We start from the raw sequence: 14,738 nt of genomic DNA on the forward strand, positions 1-14,738 counted from the left end.
GGGGGAGGGCACGGCGGGCACCACGACGGCCCCGATGCGGGTCGCGGTCATCCAGCGACGGCCTGGCCCCAGCTCTGGGAGATGACGAACTTGGCGCTGCTCTGCTGGGACTCGGTCGGGAAGCTCGGCGTGCCGGAGACCTTCGGGAGCTTCGCCGCCGCGGACCGGTCCAGCGTGCCGGCCTTGTCCATGGCGGTCATCAGGGCCGGGCGGGCGTGTCCCTTGAGTCTAAGGTTCTGCCCCTCGGCGCTGTAGAGGTACTCCTGCCACAGGCGCGCGGCCGCGGGGTGCGGCGCCTCCTTGTTGATGGCCTGCGAGTAGTACTGGGAGAACTGCCCGTCCGAGGGGACCGTGACCGTCCAGCCGCGGCCCTTGGCCTTGAGCGCGTCGGTGTATCCGACGTTGAGGTAGTCCCAGTCGATGCTGATCGGAGTCTTGCCCGCCTCGATCGTGGCCGGGGTGGATTCGACGGGGATGTAGTTGCCCTCCTTCTTCAGCTGGGCGAAGAAGTCGATGCCGGGCTGGATGTCGTCGAAGGAGCCGCCGTTCGCGAGGGCGGCCGCGTACACGGCGCCGAAGGCCGAACCCGACTTGGCGGGGTTGCCGTTGAGTGCGATCTGCCCCTTGTATTGCGGTTTGAGCAGGTCCTTGAAGGTGGTCGGGCAGGTCTGCACGCGCTTGGTGTCGCAGCCGAACGAGATGTAGCCGCCGTAGTCGTTCGACCAACGGCCGATCGAGTCCTTCTGGTCGTCGGGGATCCGGCTGAAGCCGGCGGCCATGTACGGCGCGAGCAGCCCTTGCTGCGCGGCGCTCTGGGCGAAGGAGCTGCCGAGGTCGAGGACGTCGGGGGCGTTGTCCTGGCCCTTGCGCGCGGTGACCGCGCTGATCTCGTCCTGGCTGGTGCCGGTCGGGTTCTCGACCTCGACCTTGATGCCGTACTTCTTCTCGAAGCCGTCTATCAGGGCGCCGTAGTTGGCCCAGTCGCGGGGCAGTGCGACGGCGTGCAGGGTGCCCTCCTTCTTGGCCTCCTTGGCCAGGCCGTCGACGCCGCCGAAGTCCTCGGCGGAGGTCGCGCTGGCCGCGCTCCTCCCGTCGGCAGTGGTCGACGCGTCGGAGGCCGCGCCGCAGGCGCTGAGGGCGAGTGCGGCGGCGGTGGTGAGGACGCCGGTGAGGGCGGCGGTCCTCGGTCGGAGCACGGTCACGGTCTCTCCAGGGGTACGCACAGAGGTTTGAGGGGTTTCCTGTGGGGCCACACAGGGGATGCACGTGGGGGGTGAGCACCTGTTCGACGTCAAGGCGGAACAAGCTGGCGCCTTAGTAGGCCCAACTATGCTGTCCGCCGGGTAAACATTGGGGAAACTGACAACTCTGTGTCCGTCCTGCAATCACTGTTCGCAGCGGCGCGTCGCGACACCGCGGCCAGGGCAAGCCCCAACGATCACCTCCCGCGCCGCATGACGAGGGCGCGGCGGTGCCGTTATCGAGGAGTGCGGACCCGTCCGCTGCCGAACTCCACCACGGACACCCGCTCTCGCGACCCGCGGTCCAGCAGGACCACCGACCTGACCTCCCGCACCGGCCCACGGTTCGGGGCCGCCGCCTCCCCGAGTCCGCAGAACGTGCCGAGCAGCCGGTCGAGCCCCCTGCGATGCCGGCTGAACGCACTGCGCGGAGCCCACCTGCCACGGGCCGCCTGACCCGCCAACGCCTCGGCCACCCCCACGTCCAGGAGGACCAGGTGCAGTTCGCGACCCTGCGCCCCCGCACTGCCGGCAAGCCACCGGCGCATCCACGGCCGGCCGCCGCAGTCGTGCACCAGCAACGGCTCACCACCGCGCACCGCGGCACGCAGCCAACGGAAGTACCTCCACCGTGCCCAGGGCCGGTACGCGGCGTAGGGCAGCCACGTCGGCATCACCGCTTCACAGGCGACGTGGACCACTCGCGGATCTATCACCAACGCGGCTCCCGACCAGCGCCGCAGCAGTGTGCTCTTGCCGCTGCCGGGCAGGCCGGAGACCACCACCACGGCACCCGGGGGATACGACAACACGGCCGGCACGTCGCCCGAGTCCCGCAGGTCCACCAGCCCGCGCGGCCGCACCACCGACCCCGCATGCCCGCCAACGGGTGTCTGCGCCGCACCCGCCCCGACCGAATCGCCCACTACCCGCCCTCTGACCCGACTCACCGCCCCTGTCGCCGCGGCGGTTGACCGATCTCCCCAACGCCTGCCCGCATTCGGTGGACGCCTTCTCGTTCAGACCGCAGCTGACACTCCTGCATGCACTGTAGGGGGCAGCTTTCCGTGGTCGGGCAGTTGGGCGGATGCCTCAGGCGGTCAGACCGGCGCTGGTCAGCCAGATGTGTTCGCAGGTCGCGGACGCCTCGCGCAGCTTCCGGCGGGACTCCTGGGAGGCGTGGTAGAAGGTCCGCTCGATCATCCAGCACAGGGCGCGCGCCAGCGCCGACGCTTGGTCCGGTGCGCTGCCGGCCCGGACGCCGGACCGTTCCAGGACGGCGGTGATCGCCGTGATGAACAGGTCAGCCGTGTGGTTCCACAGCTCGCCGATCTCCGGCACGGTCAACGACAGGTCGATCGCGGTGCGCATGACCAGACCGTGTTCGTTCCACAGGTCGACCGTGCGCTGCATGGCCGTGGCGATGGCCTGGCGCGGCTCGTCGCTCTGCGCCGTGGCCCGGGACCGTTCCCACAGGTGCTCGACGGTCCGGGCCACGAGCGCCGTGACCACTTCCTGCTTGGAGCCGAAGTAGAAGTACAGGGCGCCGCGGGTGATGCCGGCGCCCTGGGCGATGTCGCCGACGGTCATGGCGTCGTAGCCCTTCTGCGCCAGCAGGGCCTCGCAGGTGTCGAGGATGGCCCGTTCCCGGACGTCGCCCTTGCGTTCGGTGGTGCGGCGGCCGCGCGCGGGGTGGTTGCCGGTCATCAGAGCTGAGCGCCCTCGGCGAAGTCGGTCGTACGGGAGAGCGTCTCCCAGGTGCGGAGGTCCTCGTCCACGGCCGTGCGCGCGGCGGTGACCAGGCGCAGCGCGTCCGAGCCGAGGACGAGGTGGGCCGGCGGCCGCTCGACCGAGGCGATGCGCACGACGGCCTCCCCGGCTTTGGCCGGGTTGCCCAGCTGGTTCCCGCTGGCCTTCTGCCGCGCCGCGCGGATCGGGGAGAACAGCTCGTCGTAGTCGTCGACGGTCCGCGCGGCGCGCGTCATGGACCGTCCGGCCCAGTCGGTGCGGAAGGAGCCGGGCTCGATCGCCGTCACGTGGATACCGAACTGCGCGACCTCCTTGCCCAGCGCCTCCAGGATGCCTTCCAGGGCGAACTTGCTGCCGCAGTAGGCCGACATCCCGGGCACGGCCATGAGCCCGCCCATGGACGTGACGGCCATCAGGTGTCCGCGTCGGCGCCGGCGCATGGGCGGCAGCGCCGCCCGCAGGGTGGACACCGCACCGAACACGTTGACCTCGAACTGCCGCCGGACCTCGGCCAGCGGGGTTTCCTCGAAGGTGCCCTCCAGGCCGTAGCCGGCGTTGGCGACGACGACGTCCAACGGGCCCACGCTTCGCTCCACTTCGGCGACCACGCCGGAGACGGCGTCGTCGTCGGTCACGTCCAGGATGCGGCCGTGCGCGTGCCCGGGCTTGAGCTCTTCGAAGGACCGTAGGTCGCGCTGTGCGCGGAGGGTGCCGACGACGGTGTGCCCGGCGGCCAGGGCGGCTTCGGCGAAGGCACGTCCGAGCCCCGTGCTGACGCCGGTGATGAGCCAGTTCTGCTTCGCCACTGCTCCTCCAAGAGGGTCTTGCGAGGAGCGGGAGTGCTCCCTCACCAGAAAGTCTACACAGTGTCGATTTTTCTCGCCATGGCGTTGATTCTGCCCGCGCTGCACGCTGCACGGTGCGGGAGCGGATCGGCCTCTCACCCGCACCGCACCCGGCCCGGGGAACGACGAAGCCCGCCGGAACGATTCCGGCGGGCTTCGTTGCGCGGCCGATGTCGACGGCCTGCGGTCTTGGGGTGGGCGCCATGGTGGCTCCGGCTCGTCGCTGTGGCGCGTCGGCCGGCTGTGTCGAGGCGACCGGATCACCTCAACTGCGGTATTCCGGCCCGCTTGCTGCTTCCCGTTTCCCGCCGCGCACGGCGCTCTCGGGAATTGCGTAGGTCAGCCGAAGCGCGCCACGAAGCGGCGCTGCCAGGGTGTTTCGACGGCGCGGTGCGAGTAGTGCTCGCGCACGTATGCCACGGCTTTGTCGCTGGGGATCCCGTCGAGTACGGCAAGGCATGCCAGGGCGGTTCCGGTGCGTCCGAAGCCGCCGCCACAGGCGACTTCCACGCGTTGGTTTTCGGCCCGTTCCAGCAGATCGCGCAGCGATTCGGCGAATGCCGTCCGATCGCTGGGCAGCCAGAAGTCGGGCCAGCGCACCCAGCGACTTTCCCAGTCGACCGTCGGGGGTTGACGGCCGCGCAAGTAGAGGGCGAAGTCGGGTTGCGGTCCGGGGGGAAGCGGGTTCCGTAGGCCGCGACCGCGGATGAGTCGTCCCGATGGCAGTTGTAAGACGCCTTCTGTGGGCTCCCATGTGGCATTCACGACTCAAGCATATCCTTCGAGTTTGCCGTGGCGGCGATGTTCTTCGCAGTCAAACGCCGCTGTCTGAATTCGGTGGGGATTATTGAACGTGCATACGAGTGTGCTCTGTTGGTCCCGTCTCAGGGGACCTACGAGGGGCGGCGAGTGCGGCGCGGCGCCGCGGAAGGCTAGCGCAACGTGAGGGGGAGCGAGGCCAGTTGGCGCAGTCCCGGTACGGGGACCCAGGTGTGCTCGTCCGTCGTCAGGGCCACGCGGGGAAAGCGGTCGAAGAGGCCGCGCAGGGCGACCTCGCACTCCTGCCTGGCGAGTGCGGCTCCCAGGCAGTAGTGGGCGCCGAGGCCGAAACCGACGTGGCCGTCACCGGGTTTGACGGACCGGCGGGTCACGTCGAGGCATTCCGGCCGGCTGAATTCGCGGGGGTCGCGGTTGGCCGCCACCACGACCGGCTGGACGGCCTCGCCCGCCTTGATGGTCTGCCCTCCGACGTCGATGTCCTCGGTGGCGTAGCGCAGTTGCGTGATGAGGATCGAACCGCACGAACGGACCAGTTCGTCCACCGCCGTAGGCCACAGGTCCGGGGTGCGGCGGAGCGCTTCGAGCTGGTCGGGGTGGCTGAGGAGGGCGAGCGCCCCGTTGCCGACGAGGTTCGCGGTGGTCTCGTGGCCGGCCGTTGCCAGTCCCAGGAGCATCGTCACCAGCTCCACGTCGGAGAGCCGGTCGCCGTCCTCGTCCTGCACCCTGACGAGGTCGGAGATCAGGTCGTCGGCGGGTGCGGCGCGGCGTTGGTCGACCAGTGCGTGGGTGTACGCGATGAGTTCGTGGGCCGCGGCCCCTTTGGAGCCCGGTGCGATCGAGGTGAGTGCCGAGCCCGCGGTGCGCCACAGGTCGCGGTCCTCCTCCGGTATCCCGACGAGTTCGCAGATCACCGCGATCGGCAGGGGATAGGCGAATTCCGAGATGAGTTCGACGGACTCGCCGAAGCCGTCGAGCAGCGACGCGGTGATCGCCTCGACCCGGGGCCGCAGCGCGTTGACGCGGCGTGCGGTGAAGGCGCGGGTCGCCAGGCCGCGCAGGCGGGTGTGGCGGTCGCCGTCGACGTCGAGTATGGACTCGCTGAGGTAGGGGTGGAACTCCTTGGGGAGTTCCAGCATGTCGAGCATCCTGTTGCGGTTGTCCACTGCTTCGGTGCCCGGCGTCAGTTCCGGGTCGACGACGAAGCGGGGGTCGGCGAGCACGGCGCGCACGTCGTCGTAGCGGGTCGCGTACCAGGTCGGGGTGGAGTCCGCGCTCCGTCCGAGGACGAGGGGTGCCTCCTCTCGGAGGCGGTCGAAGCCCCCGTAGGGGTCGGCGATGAGCGCCGGGTCCATGATGTTCGGTCCTGAGGACGGGGTGGTCATCGGTGTGCTCCATTCTCACGAGGGACCGGCCGGCGTCAGAAGCGTCGCCACGGGGAGATGCCGGCTTCCTTGAGACGGGCGTACAGCAGTGCGATGTAGAGGACGTCGACGAGGAAGACGACCAGGTACAGCACGCTGATCAGCGGTGTGAGGGGATAGGAGGTGCTGGTGACGGTGCCGGTCACGAAGGACCACAGGCTGTCGGGCATCGGGTGGTTCTTGCTGGTGGTCACCGTCAGTCCGGTCGCGATGTAGGCGAAGAGCGTCCCCAGCCACTTGGACACGGCGACGTACAGGGACTGGCCGGCGACGCCCTCCCGTCGCGTCAGCATGGCGACGAAGAGGAACGACATCATGAAGTTGATGCCGAAGCCGGTGTACTCGCCGAGCGGGTCGTGGAACTCGTAGAAGGCCAGGTACACGAGGGGGAAGGCGATGACGACCGCGGCGCAGAAGAGCGCCTTGAAGTACGTGCGGGCGAATGGTGTCGCCGTGCGGTCGCGGGAGCCGTACTTGAAGACCTGCCAGGCGATGACCAGGTCCATGAAGAAGCAGGGGATGCTCAGGGCGTGGATGTGGTCGCCCATGGGGTCCAGGAAGAACGAGTAGATCGCTTCCCAGGAGAGGTTGGCGCCGAGGGCGGCGAGCGGCATGCCGTACGTCTTGTCGCGGAATCCCCGGTAGATGATCGCGACGTAGGCGACCATCCAGAAGAACACGCACAGCACGCCGGTGAGGACGACGATGGGCGGGTCCTTGATCACGGGCGTTCCGCATGCGGGCGTGCGACCGGAAGGGCGTCGGGGACGACCGCGGTCAGGGGGCGGTAGCGCCGGGTGGCGAGGGCCCGGAGCTCGGCTTGCCGGCCGCGGGGGAACCCCGCGAGTTCGTCGAGGAACATCCGCTCGTAGCGGGCGATCTCGGCGCGGATCCGTTCCGGGGCGGCGGCGCCGTAGAGCTTGACGAACGCCGCGTAGGTGTTGAACTGGCCGCTGGCGACGTCCTGGTGGTAGTGGGAGAGGTCGTTGCCGATGTCGGCGAGCACCTCGACGGGCCACAGCAGCTTCAGCAGGGCCGGGTCGCCGGGCCGGCCGAGGAGGGCGAAGGCCATGCCGTGCAGCAGGCGCACGTCCGACGGCCGCAGTTCCGCCAGGCGCAGCACGTCCGCGTGGTCGAGCGTGCCGCTGGACGTGACCTTGTTCTCCAGTCGGACGTAGCGCTCGCCGTTCTCGATCTCCCGGGCGACCACGTCGTTGTAGGCGTGGGCGCGGCGCAGCAGGCTCTCGAACCGGGCCTTGTACCGGTGGAGTTTGTCGTAGTCGTCGTTCCTGGCGATGTCGAGGTCGACGTCCTTGGCGCGCTCGGCGACGGAATCGACCCGGTACACCAGGTACTCGACCAGGAGGAGCGGTATCGAGCACCGCAGGCGCTGGGGCACGGACAGGCGGTTCGCCGGGAAGTACAGGTCGACGGCGTAGTCCTTGAAGATGCGTACCGCCTTGCTCGGAACCTCCCACGCCCCCTTCAGGTGGCGACCGAGAGTTCGGGCGGTGGTCTCGACGAGGGCGCGCTCCCTCGGTAATTCCTTCGCGCGTATCGCGTGTGTAGCCATCCAGGATCCTTCGCGTTGCGGTGCGCTTTGTTGAATTGCGGTCCCGTGACGGTGAGTTGTATCCGGCGGTTAGCGTACATGGTTCAGAACGTCGGATGCATGGTGATGTTCACCTGTAGTTAATCTTCCGTTTGGTCCGAGTTTGCCGGGATTGAAAAGCGAAACTGATCATTCCCATTTCCTGCCGGTGGCTGAAAAGCGCGTCCGTCGGGCGTGCTTGGACAGGGGGGCCTATCGCCAGGAGATCCGTTCTCGCCTGCGCTGACGGAATGGTGTGCGGCACGCGCAATAAGATCATCAAGGCCCGGCCCGTTCGGCTGGTTCGCACCGTAGATCTCCAGAATTGGAGGGTGGTACGTTGCGGCCATGGGGGACATCGATATAGCGAACGATACAGTCAGCGCCGATGTCGTGGCGAAGTTCGACCTCCCGGCTTATCTGCTTTCGCAACAGGCGATTGTTGCGAGTCATCTGGAAAGCGCGCTCGAACCTCGATATCCCGAGAGGCTCTTCGAGTCGATGTGGTATTCCCTGTCCTCTGACGGGAAGCGGTTACGGCCCATCCTCTGCCTGGCGGGCTGTTCCCTGGGCGGCGGCGATCCGGAGCTGGCGATCCCCACCGCGTGCGCCCTGGAGATGCTGCACGTCGCGTCTCTGATCCACGACGATCTGCCCGCGATGGACGATGACGACTACCGGCGGGGCAAACCGGCCAACCACAAGGTGTTCGGGGAGGGTATCGCCCTGCTCGCCGGCGACGCCCTGCTGGCGTACGCGCTGGAGTTCATCCTGCTCAACACGCGCCAGGTGCCGGCCGAACGGCTGCTGCGCGTGATGCACACGCTGATCAACCGGGTCGGGATCTCCGGGCTCGTCGGCGGCCAGGCCGTGGACATCGAGTGCGAGGGCCGCGAGGACATCGACCTGGAGACCGTGGAGTTCATCCACACCCGCAAGACCGGCTCGCTGATCGACGCGGCCATGGTGACCGGAGCCACGCTCGCCGGTGCCGACGACGACACCATCGCCCGGCTCTCCCGTTACGCGCGCAAGATCGGGGTCGCCTTCCAGATCGTCGACGACGTCCTCGATGTGATCGGGACCCGGCAGGAACTCGGCAAGACGCCGAACAAGGACGAGAAGTCCCGCAAGGCCACGTACCCCAGGCTGTTCGGCGTCGACGGGTCCATGCAACGCGCCCGTGAACTCGTCGACTCGGCCAAGAAGGAGATCGCTCCGTTCGGCCGGCCGGCGGTTCCGCTGCTGGCGATGGCCGAGTTCGTCTGCACCCGCACGAGTTGATCACATGACCCCTCAGCAGGACCACATGAGTACCGGACTGCCTCCGAACCCCAACGGCCTCAATCTCGCCGCGAGTTGGTACATCGCGCTCTCGTCGCGGGAGCTGACCTCCCGCCCACGCGCCGTCGAGTTGTTCGACGAGCCACTGGTTGCCTGGCGCGACGGTGCCGGCCGGCCGGTGGTGATGCCCCGCTTCTGCCCGCACATGGGGGCGAGCCTCGCGCTCGGCCGGGTCGTCGACGGCGCCCTGCGCTGCCCGTTCCACCACTGGCGCTTCGACGCGTCGGGGACGTGCGTGGCGATCCCGGGAGTCGACCGGATCCCGCGCACCGCCCGCCGGACCCCGTACCCCACGGTCGAACGCTACGGCTACGTCTGGGTCTGGTACGGCGGACCGGACCCGCAGTTCGCGCTGCCGGACTTCCCGGCGATGGAGGAGGACCGCGGCGACTACGTGGGCTTCCGGTTCTCGGACCGGACCACCGGCACGGCCCGCCAACTGCTGGAGAACGCCATCGACTACTTCCACTTCATGGCGTTGCACGGCATGTCGTTGGACCCGGTGGCGTTCCGGCAACTGCACGACCAGGCGCACGCCCGGGACAACGGGCCGGCGATCGCCGACGACGCGTGGTTCGGCGTGCAGGTCGACGGGACCCTGCGGACGTGGAGCCTCCTGGAGAACCCGGTCCGCTGGGTGCATCAGATGGTCACGACCTTCGGCTCGGGCCCCCACTTCCGGCTCCTGATCGACGGGTGGCCCGGCGGCCAGCGCTTCACCACGTACATCGAGGGAGAAGAGATCTCCAAGGTGCTGATGGGCATCACGCCGACCGGTGAGTACCGGACCGTCCAACGGGGCTGGGCCGGGGTCAGGAAGGCCAACAAGCACGGGAAGACCTTCCTGTACTCCCTCCTCTTCTACGCGCAGAACCGCGGCGGCACGGCACAGGACATCCCCATCTACAACACCACCGCGACGGGACAGGACAGCACGTACGTCAGGTATGACAACGTCCTCGTCAAGTACCGCAGGTACTACCAGTCGTGGGTGGACCGTGCCGCCCTCGCCCCGACGGTCCCCGGGGAGAGGCCATGAGGCGGGACCCGACGCCGCAGGCGCGGCCGAAGCCGTCGCCCGTACCCGAGCTGGCCGCCGGCTGGTACGTCGCGCTGCCGTCCGCCTCGCTCGCCAAGCCGCGGGCGCTCGACCTGTTCGGCCGCGAACTCGTCGCCTGGCGGGACGGCGGGGGCCGCGCCGTCGTGATGCCCCGCTACTGCCCGCACCTCAGCGCGAGCCTGGCGCTGGGCAAGGTGGTCGACGGCCACCTGCGCTGCCGGTTCCACCACTGGCGCTTCGACGGAGCGGGCACCTGCACCCGGGTCCCCGGCGCACGGCGGATCCCGGAGACCGCGCACCGCAGGACGTACCCGGTGATCGAGCGGTACGGGTTCGTCTGGGCGTGGTACGGCGGCGACGAACCGATGTACCCGCTGCCGGACTTCCCGGCACTCGAATCGCAGCGCGACCGCTACGCGACGTACCGCTTCTCCCACACGACCCCGGCCTCCCCCCAGCGGGTGCTGGAGAACGCCTTCGACTTCTCGCACTTCATGACCCTGCACGGCGTGAAATCGACGCAGTCCCTGAGCCTGACCATGCTGACCGACCCCGGGGCCGCGGCCGAGAACGGCCCGCCCATCGACGCCGAGGTGTGGGCGGGCGCGCGGCTCGCCTCGCGGGAACTGCAACTGCCGCGCGTGCTGACGGCGCTGGGGATCGAGGGGAAGAGCTTCGCCCTCCTCGTGGACGGGTGGACCGGCGGCCAACGCCTGACGTTCTTCCTCGACGGCAAGGTCGTCGCGAAGGAACTCCTCGGCATCACACCGGTCTCCCGCGGCAGGACCGTCTTCCAGGGCTGGTCGCTCGTGCGCCGATCGGGCCGCGTCTGGCGGGACGCACCGACCTACCTCGCGTACCGGGCCCAACACCTGCTCGGCACCCGGGAGGACCTCATGATCTACCGGCACGCCCAGGAGACGCACTCCGGGGTGCCGGTCAAAAACGACCATGGCGTCCTCAAGTTCCGCAAGCTCTACCAGACGTGGGTGGAGCGCGCGCGGTGCGCCGAGCACGACGGGACGGCACGGACATGACACCCCACACGGCCGCGGTGGACGCACGCGTACCCACCGGCCTCAACCTCCCCGCGAGCTGGTACGTCGCCTTCCCCTCCGGCCAGTTGGCGAAGCGGCCCAGGGCACTCAAGCTGTTCGGCGAGCCGCTGGTGGCCTGGCGCGACGGTGCGGGCCGACCGGTGCTGACGCCGCGCCACTGCCCGCACATGGGAGCCAGCCTGGCGGACGGCAAGATCGTCGACGGTGGCCTGCAATGCCCCTTCCACCACTGGCGCTTCGACCGGTCCGGCGCGTGCGTCGCCGTCCCGGGGACGGCGCGGATCCCGTCGAAGGCCCGCCTGCGCCCGTACCCGACGGTGGAACGCTACGGCTACGTATGGGCCTGGTACGGCAGCGAAGAACCGATGTTCCCGCTGCCCGAGATGCCGTCGCTCGACGAGGACCAGCCGGGCCACCGCAGGTTCCGGCTCGCCGACAGCACCGGCGCGACGGTCCGCCGCATCCTGGAGAACACCTACGACCCCGACCACCTCGTCGCGCTCCACGGACTGGAGGTCGCGGGGCCGTGCCGGCTGCGGATGCTCACCGACCAGCAGCAGACGCAGGACCACGGCCCGCCCATCGACCCGGAGGCGTGGCTCGGCGCCGAACTGACGTGGCCCGGCTACACCGGCAAGCTCGGCGCGGTCACCAGGCTGCTGGGGACCAACGCCGAGGAGTTCGTCCTGCGGGTCGACGGCTGGCCCGCGGGCCAGCGGATCTCCTACTGGGCCGACGGGGTCCCGCAGTACCGGCTGCTGCTGGCCACCACACCGATCGCCCCCAACCGGACGATCCAGCACATCACCGCGGCCGTCCTGACGACCGGCCGCCGCTGGCGGGACCTGAGGCACTACCTGGCGAACCGGCTGGAGATCACCTTCGCCTCCCACCAGGACCTGCCGGTCTTCAACACGATGGAGCCCGGCGACCGCCACGGCATCTACCTCGAACGCGACAGAGGCGTGCTGAGGTTCCGCAAGCACTACCAACAGTGGGTGGACCGGGTGGCCGACCATGCCTGACGTCGTGATGCTGCGAGACCTGCGGGCGGGCGACGCCCCCCGGGCGGGCGCGAAGGCCGCGAACCTCGGCGAGCTGATGTCCGCGGGCCTCCCCGTCCCCGACGGCTTCTGCCTGCCGATCTCCGTGTACCGGACCACGACGGCAGCGGCCCTCGGGCCGCACCTCGACGCCCTCACCGCACGGCTCGCCGACGGCGCCGCGGACGGCGACATAGCGGACTGCGCCCGCCTGCTGCGCAAGGCGATCCTGGCCGTGGACCTCCCTTCGCCGCTGCTGGACGAGTTGGCGCGGGCGTACCGGGCCGTCCGCCCGGACGGCGGTGGGGTCGCCGTCCGCTCCTCGGGCACGTCCGAGGACTCCGCGACCGCGAGCTTCGCCGGGCAGTACCACACCGAACTCGCCGTGGATTCCCCCGAGGACGTCGTGACCGCGGTCCGACGCTGCTGGGCCTCACTGTGGCAGGTCCACGCCATCCGCTACCGGGAGCGCCAACGCCTCCCGCACGCGACGGCCGGCATGGCGGTCGTCGTACAGGCCCTGGTGCCCGCGGAGTCGGCCGGGGTGATGTTCACCGTCGACCCGCGCGCCACCACCGCCACCGACGGGGCGGGGCATCCGCCGCCCGCCGGACGGACCGTCATCGAGTCGAGCTGGGGATACGGCGAGGCGGTCGTCGGCGGCCTCGTCACCCCGGACCGCTTCGAAGTGTCCCGTGCCGACGCGCGGGTCGCGCGCACGCAGCTCGCGCACAAGGCGCGGATGGTCGTGCCCGCGGTCGCAGCCGGCGAAGGGGAGGGCGCGGGAGCCGACGCCCGGACCGGCACCGCCGTCGTCGACGTACCCCCCGACCGGCAGGACGCCGCCTCGCTCACCGCGGAGCAGGCCGTCGCACTCGCCGGCCACGGCCTCGCGATAGAGGCGCACTTCGGCCGCCCCCAGGACGTGGAGTGGGCGGTCCACGCGGACCGGATCGCGATCCTGCAGGCCCGGCCCCTGACGGACCGGGCACCGGAGCCGACCGCGCCGGCCGACGTGCGCTGGCAGAGTCCCGTCGACGGAGCGTGGTGGGCGCGGATCAGCATCTGCGACTCCTGGCTGCCCGAACCGCTGTCCCCGCTCTTCGCCACCACCCTCTTCCCCTGCCTGGTCGCGCACTGGTCACAGAACTGGGCCGGGCCCGCGGCCGAACAGCTCACCAACCCGTTGCTGCCCAAGCCGATGTCCGGCACCATCAACGGCTTCGCCTACCTGCGGCTCGACTACCCCATGAACAAGTATCCGCTCAGGACCGTGAAACTGGCGCTCAACTGCTACCGGTTCCACCTCGGCCCGCTGGAGCGCCGATGGCGCACGGTGATCCTGCCGCGGCACGTCGCGCGGCTGGAGGCGATGCGCCGCACGGACCTGACCCGACTGGCCACCGACGACCTCCTCCGCCTCATAGCCGAGGCCCAGGAACTGAGCGGCAGGTACTGGGCCATCCTCGGCGGCCTCGCCTGGTACTGGAACATCGGCGAATGGCTCCTGGCCACCGCATACCCCCGCATCGCCAAGCCGCTGAAGGACACCGGCACCGAAGTCCCGGGCCACGGCGCCCTGTTGCAGGGATTCCCGAGCAAGACCTCGGAGACCACCTTCGCACTCCACGACCTCGCGCGCACCGAAGGCGACGACGACGAGGCGGAGCGCGCGTTCGAGACGTTCCTCGCACGCTACGGGCATCAGGTCTACCACCTCGACTTCGTCGAACCCACGCCCGCCGAGGACCCGTCGACGTTCCGCACCACCATCGCGGCGTACCGCGACGGCCGGGCCGCCGACCCGCGCGAGCGGATGCGCACCCTGGCCCGACGCCGCACCTCCGCACGAGCCCAGATGGAGGCGGCACTGCGTCCCTTCCCGCTCCGACGCGGCGCCCTCGCGGCCCTGTTGAGCTGGAACCGCCGCTACGGACAGGTCCGCGACCAGGCGCTCTTCCACTTCACCCGCGGCTGGCCGATCATGCGGCGCGCCTACCTGGAACTGGGGCGCAGGCTCACCACGGCCGGTGGGCTGCGCTCCCCGGACGACGTCTTCTTCCTCACCGGCGACGAACTGCACGGTGAACTCCGGACCATCGGCCGCGGGCAGCCCCCGAAGACCTGGGACGACGTGGTGCAACGGCGGCGCGCACGGCGCGACGAGCAGAAGCTCCTCAGTCCGCCCCCGCAGGTTCCGGCGGAAGCCCGGATCTTCATGGGCAAGGTGGATGTCACCTCGGTCGCCCTCGTGGGGCACCACACCAAGGCCGAGGAGGGGGCGGGACTGCACGGCTCACCGGTCAGCCCGGGCCGCGTGACGGCCCCCGCGCGACGCGTCTTCTCGGTACGGGACTTCCCGACGTTCCAGGCCGGCGACGTGCTGGTCGCGCCCTACATCACCCCGGCCTGGTCGCCCCTGCTGGCCATCGCCGGCGGGGTCGTCACCGACACCGGCGGCGCGCTGTCGCACGGCTCCATCGTGGCGCGCGAGTACGGAATCCCCGCCGTCATGGGCACGAACAACGCCACCAAGCTGATCCAGGACGGCCAGCTCGTCACCGTCGACGGCGACCTCGGCCGGGTCTACTGACGGGAGGACGACG

General features: G+C 69.8%; 13 protein-coding genes. 5 read left to right on the forward strand and 8 right to left on the reverse strand.

The features are described 5' to 3' along the window. Positions 1–47: 47 nt before the first annotated feature. The 8 genes from ACLJT4_RS16645 to ACLJT4_RS16680 form a co-directional block, all read right to left on the reverse strand. Positions 48–1,202 (reverse strand): ABC transporter substrate-binding protein, encoded by a 1,155-nt coding sequence (locus ACLJT4_RS16645; RefSeq protein ID WP_411123096.1) that lies wholly within the window; start codon positions 1,200–1,202, stop codon positions 48–50. Between the two features lie 275 nt (positions 1,203–1,477). Continuing rightward, positions 1,478–2,107 carry an AAA family ATPase gene (locus ACLJT4_RS16650; RefSeq protein ID WP_411123097.1) on the reverse strand — a complete coding sequence of 210 codons (630 nt, stop codon included), beginning with the start codon at positions 2,105–2,107 and terminating at the stop codon, positions 1,478–1,480. Between the two features lie 226 nt (positions 2,108–2,333). Further along, positions 2,334–2,948: a TetR/AcrR family transcriptional regulator gene (locus tag ACLJT4_RS16655; protein ID WP_411123098.1), complete on the reverse strand. Its 615-nt coding sequence runs from the start codon at positions 2,946–2,948 to the stop codon at positions 2,334–2,336. Next, positions 2,948–3,796, reverse strand: coding sequence for an oxidoreductase (locus ACLJT4_RS16660; RefSeq protein WP_411123099.1), 849 nt, complete (start codon positions 3,794–3,796; stop codon positions 2,948–2,950). Before ACLJT4_RS16660 ends, ACLJT4_RS16655 begins: the two co-directional genes overlap by 1 nt. Before the next feature lie 378 nt (positions 3,797–4,174). After that, on the reverse strand, positions 4,175–4,600 hold the full coding sequence (locus tag ACLJT4_RS16665) for a protein-tyrosine phosphatase family protein (protein WP_411123100.1): 426 nt from the start codon (positions 4,598–4,600) through the stop codon (positions 4,175–4,177). A 167-nt stretch (positions 4,601–4,767) separates the two neighbouring features. Then, the gene (locus ACLJT4_RS16670) at positions 4,768–5,997 is read right to left on the reverse strand and encodes a cytochrome P450 family protein (RefSeq protein WP_411123101.1); all 1,230 of its coding nucleotides are present in this window, start codon (positions 5,995–5,997) and stop codon (positions 4,768–4,770) included. A 35-nt stretch (positions 5,998–6,032) separates the two neighbouring features. After that, positions 6,033–6,761 carry a hypothetical protein gene (locus ACLJT4_RS16675; RefSeq protein WP_411123102.1) on the reverse strand — a complete coding sequence of 243 codons (729 nt, stop codon included), beginning with the start codon at positions 6,759–6,761 and terminating at the stop codon, positions 6,033–6,035. Beyond that, positions 6,758–7,609 (reverse strand): hypothetical protein, encoded by an 852-nt coding sequence (locus ACLJT4_RS16680; RefSeq protein WP_411123103.1) that lies wholly within the window; start codon positions 7,607–7,609, stop codon positions 6,758–6,760. Before ACLJT4_RS16680 ends, ACLJT4_RS16675 begins: the two co-directional genes overlap by 4 nt. A 366-nt stretch (positions 7,610–7,975) precedes the next feature. Here ACLJT4_RS16680 and ACLJT4_RS16685 point away from each other — a divergent pair, with 366 nt between their 5' ends. From ACLJT4_RS16685 to ACLJT4_RS16705, 5 genes are read left to right on the forward strand one after another with little or no spacing between them, the layout of a single operon-like run. Continuing rightward, a complete protein-coding gene (locus ACLJT4_RS16685; protein ID WP_411123104.1) occupies positions 7,976–8,911 on the forward strand; it encodes a polyprenyl synthetase family protein in 936 nt (311 codons plus the stop codon). Positions 8,912–8,915: 4 nt separating this feature from the next. Next, positions 8,916–10,010, forward strand: coding sequence for a Rieske 2Fe-2S domain-containing protein (locus ACLJT4_RS16690; RefSeq protein WP_411123105.1), 1,095 nt, complete (start codon positions 8,916–8,918; stop codon positions 10,008–10,010). Next, a complete protein-coding gene (locus ACLJT4_RS16695; RefSeq protein WP_411123106.1) occupies positions 10,007–11,068 on the forward strand; it encodes a Rieske 2Fe-2S domain-containing protein in 1,062 nt (353 codons plus the stop codon). The genes ACLJT4_RS16690 and ACLJT4_RS16695 overlap by 4 nt, the downstream gene beginning before the upstream one ends. After that, on the forward strand, positions 11,065–12,114 hold the full coding sequence (locus tag ACLJT4_RS16700; RefSeq protein WP_411123107.1) for a Rieske 2Fe-2S domain-containing protein: 1,050 nt from the start codon (positions 11,065–11,067) through the stop codon (positions 12,112–12,114). The genes ACLJT4_RS16695 and ACLJT4_RS16700 overlap by 4 nt, the downstream gene beginning before the upstream one ends. Beyond that, complete coding sequence (locus ACLJT4_RS16705) at positions 12,107–14,725, forward strand: PEP/pyruvate-binding domain-containing protein (RefSeq protein ID WP_411123108.1); 2,619 nt, start codon at positions 12,107–12,109, stop codon at positions 14,723–14,725. The genes ACLJT4_RS16700 and ACLJT4_RS16705 overlap by 8 nt, the downstream gene beginning before the upstream one ends. Positions 14,726–14,738 lie beyond the last annotated feature (13 nt).

Origin of the sequence: Streptomyces sp. x-19, from assembly GCF_046549115.1 — a bacterium.
In the GTDB taxonomy this organism is placed as follows: domain Bacteria; phylum Actinomycetota; class Actinomycetes; order Streptomycetales; family Streptomycetaceae; genus Streptomyces; species Streptomyces albulus_C.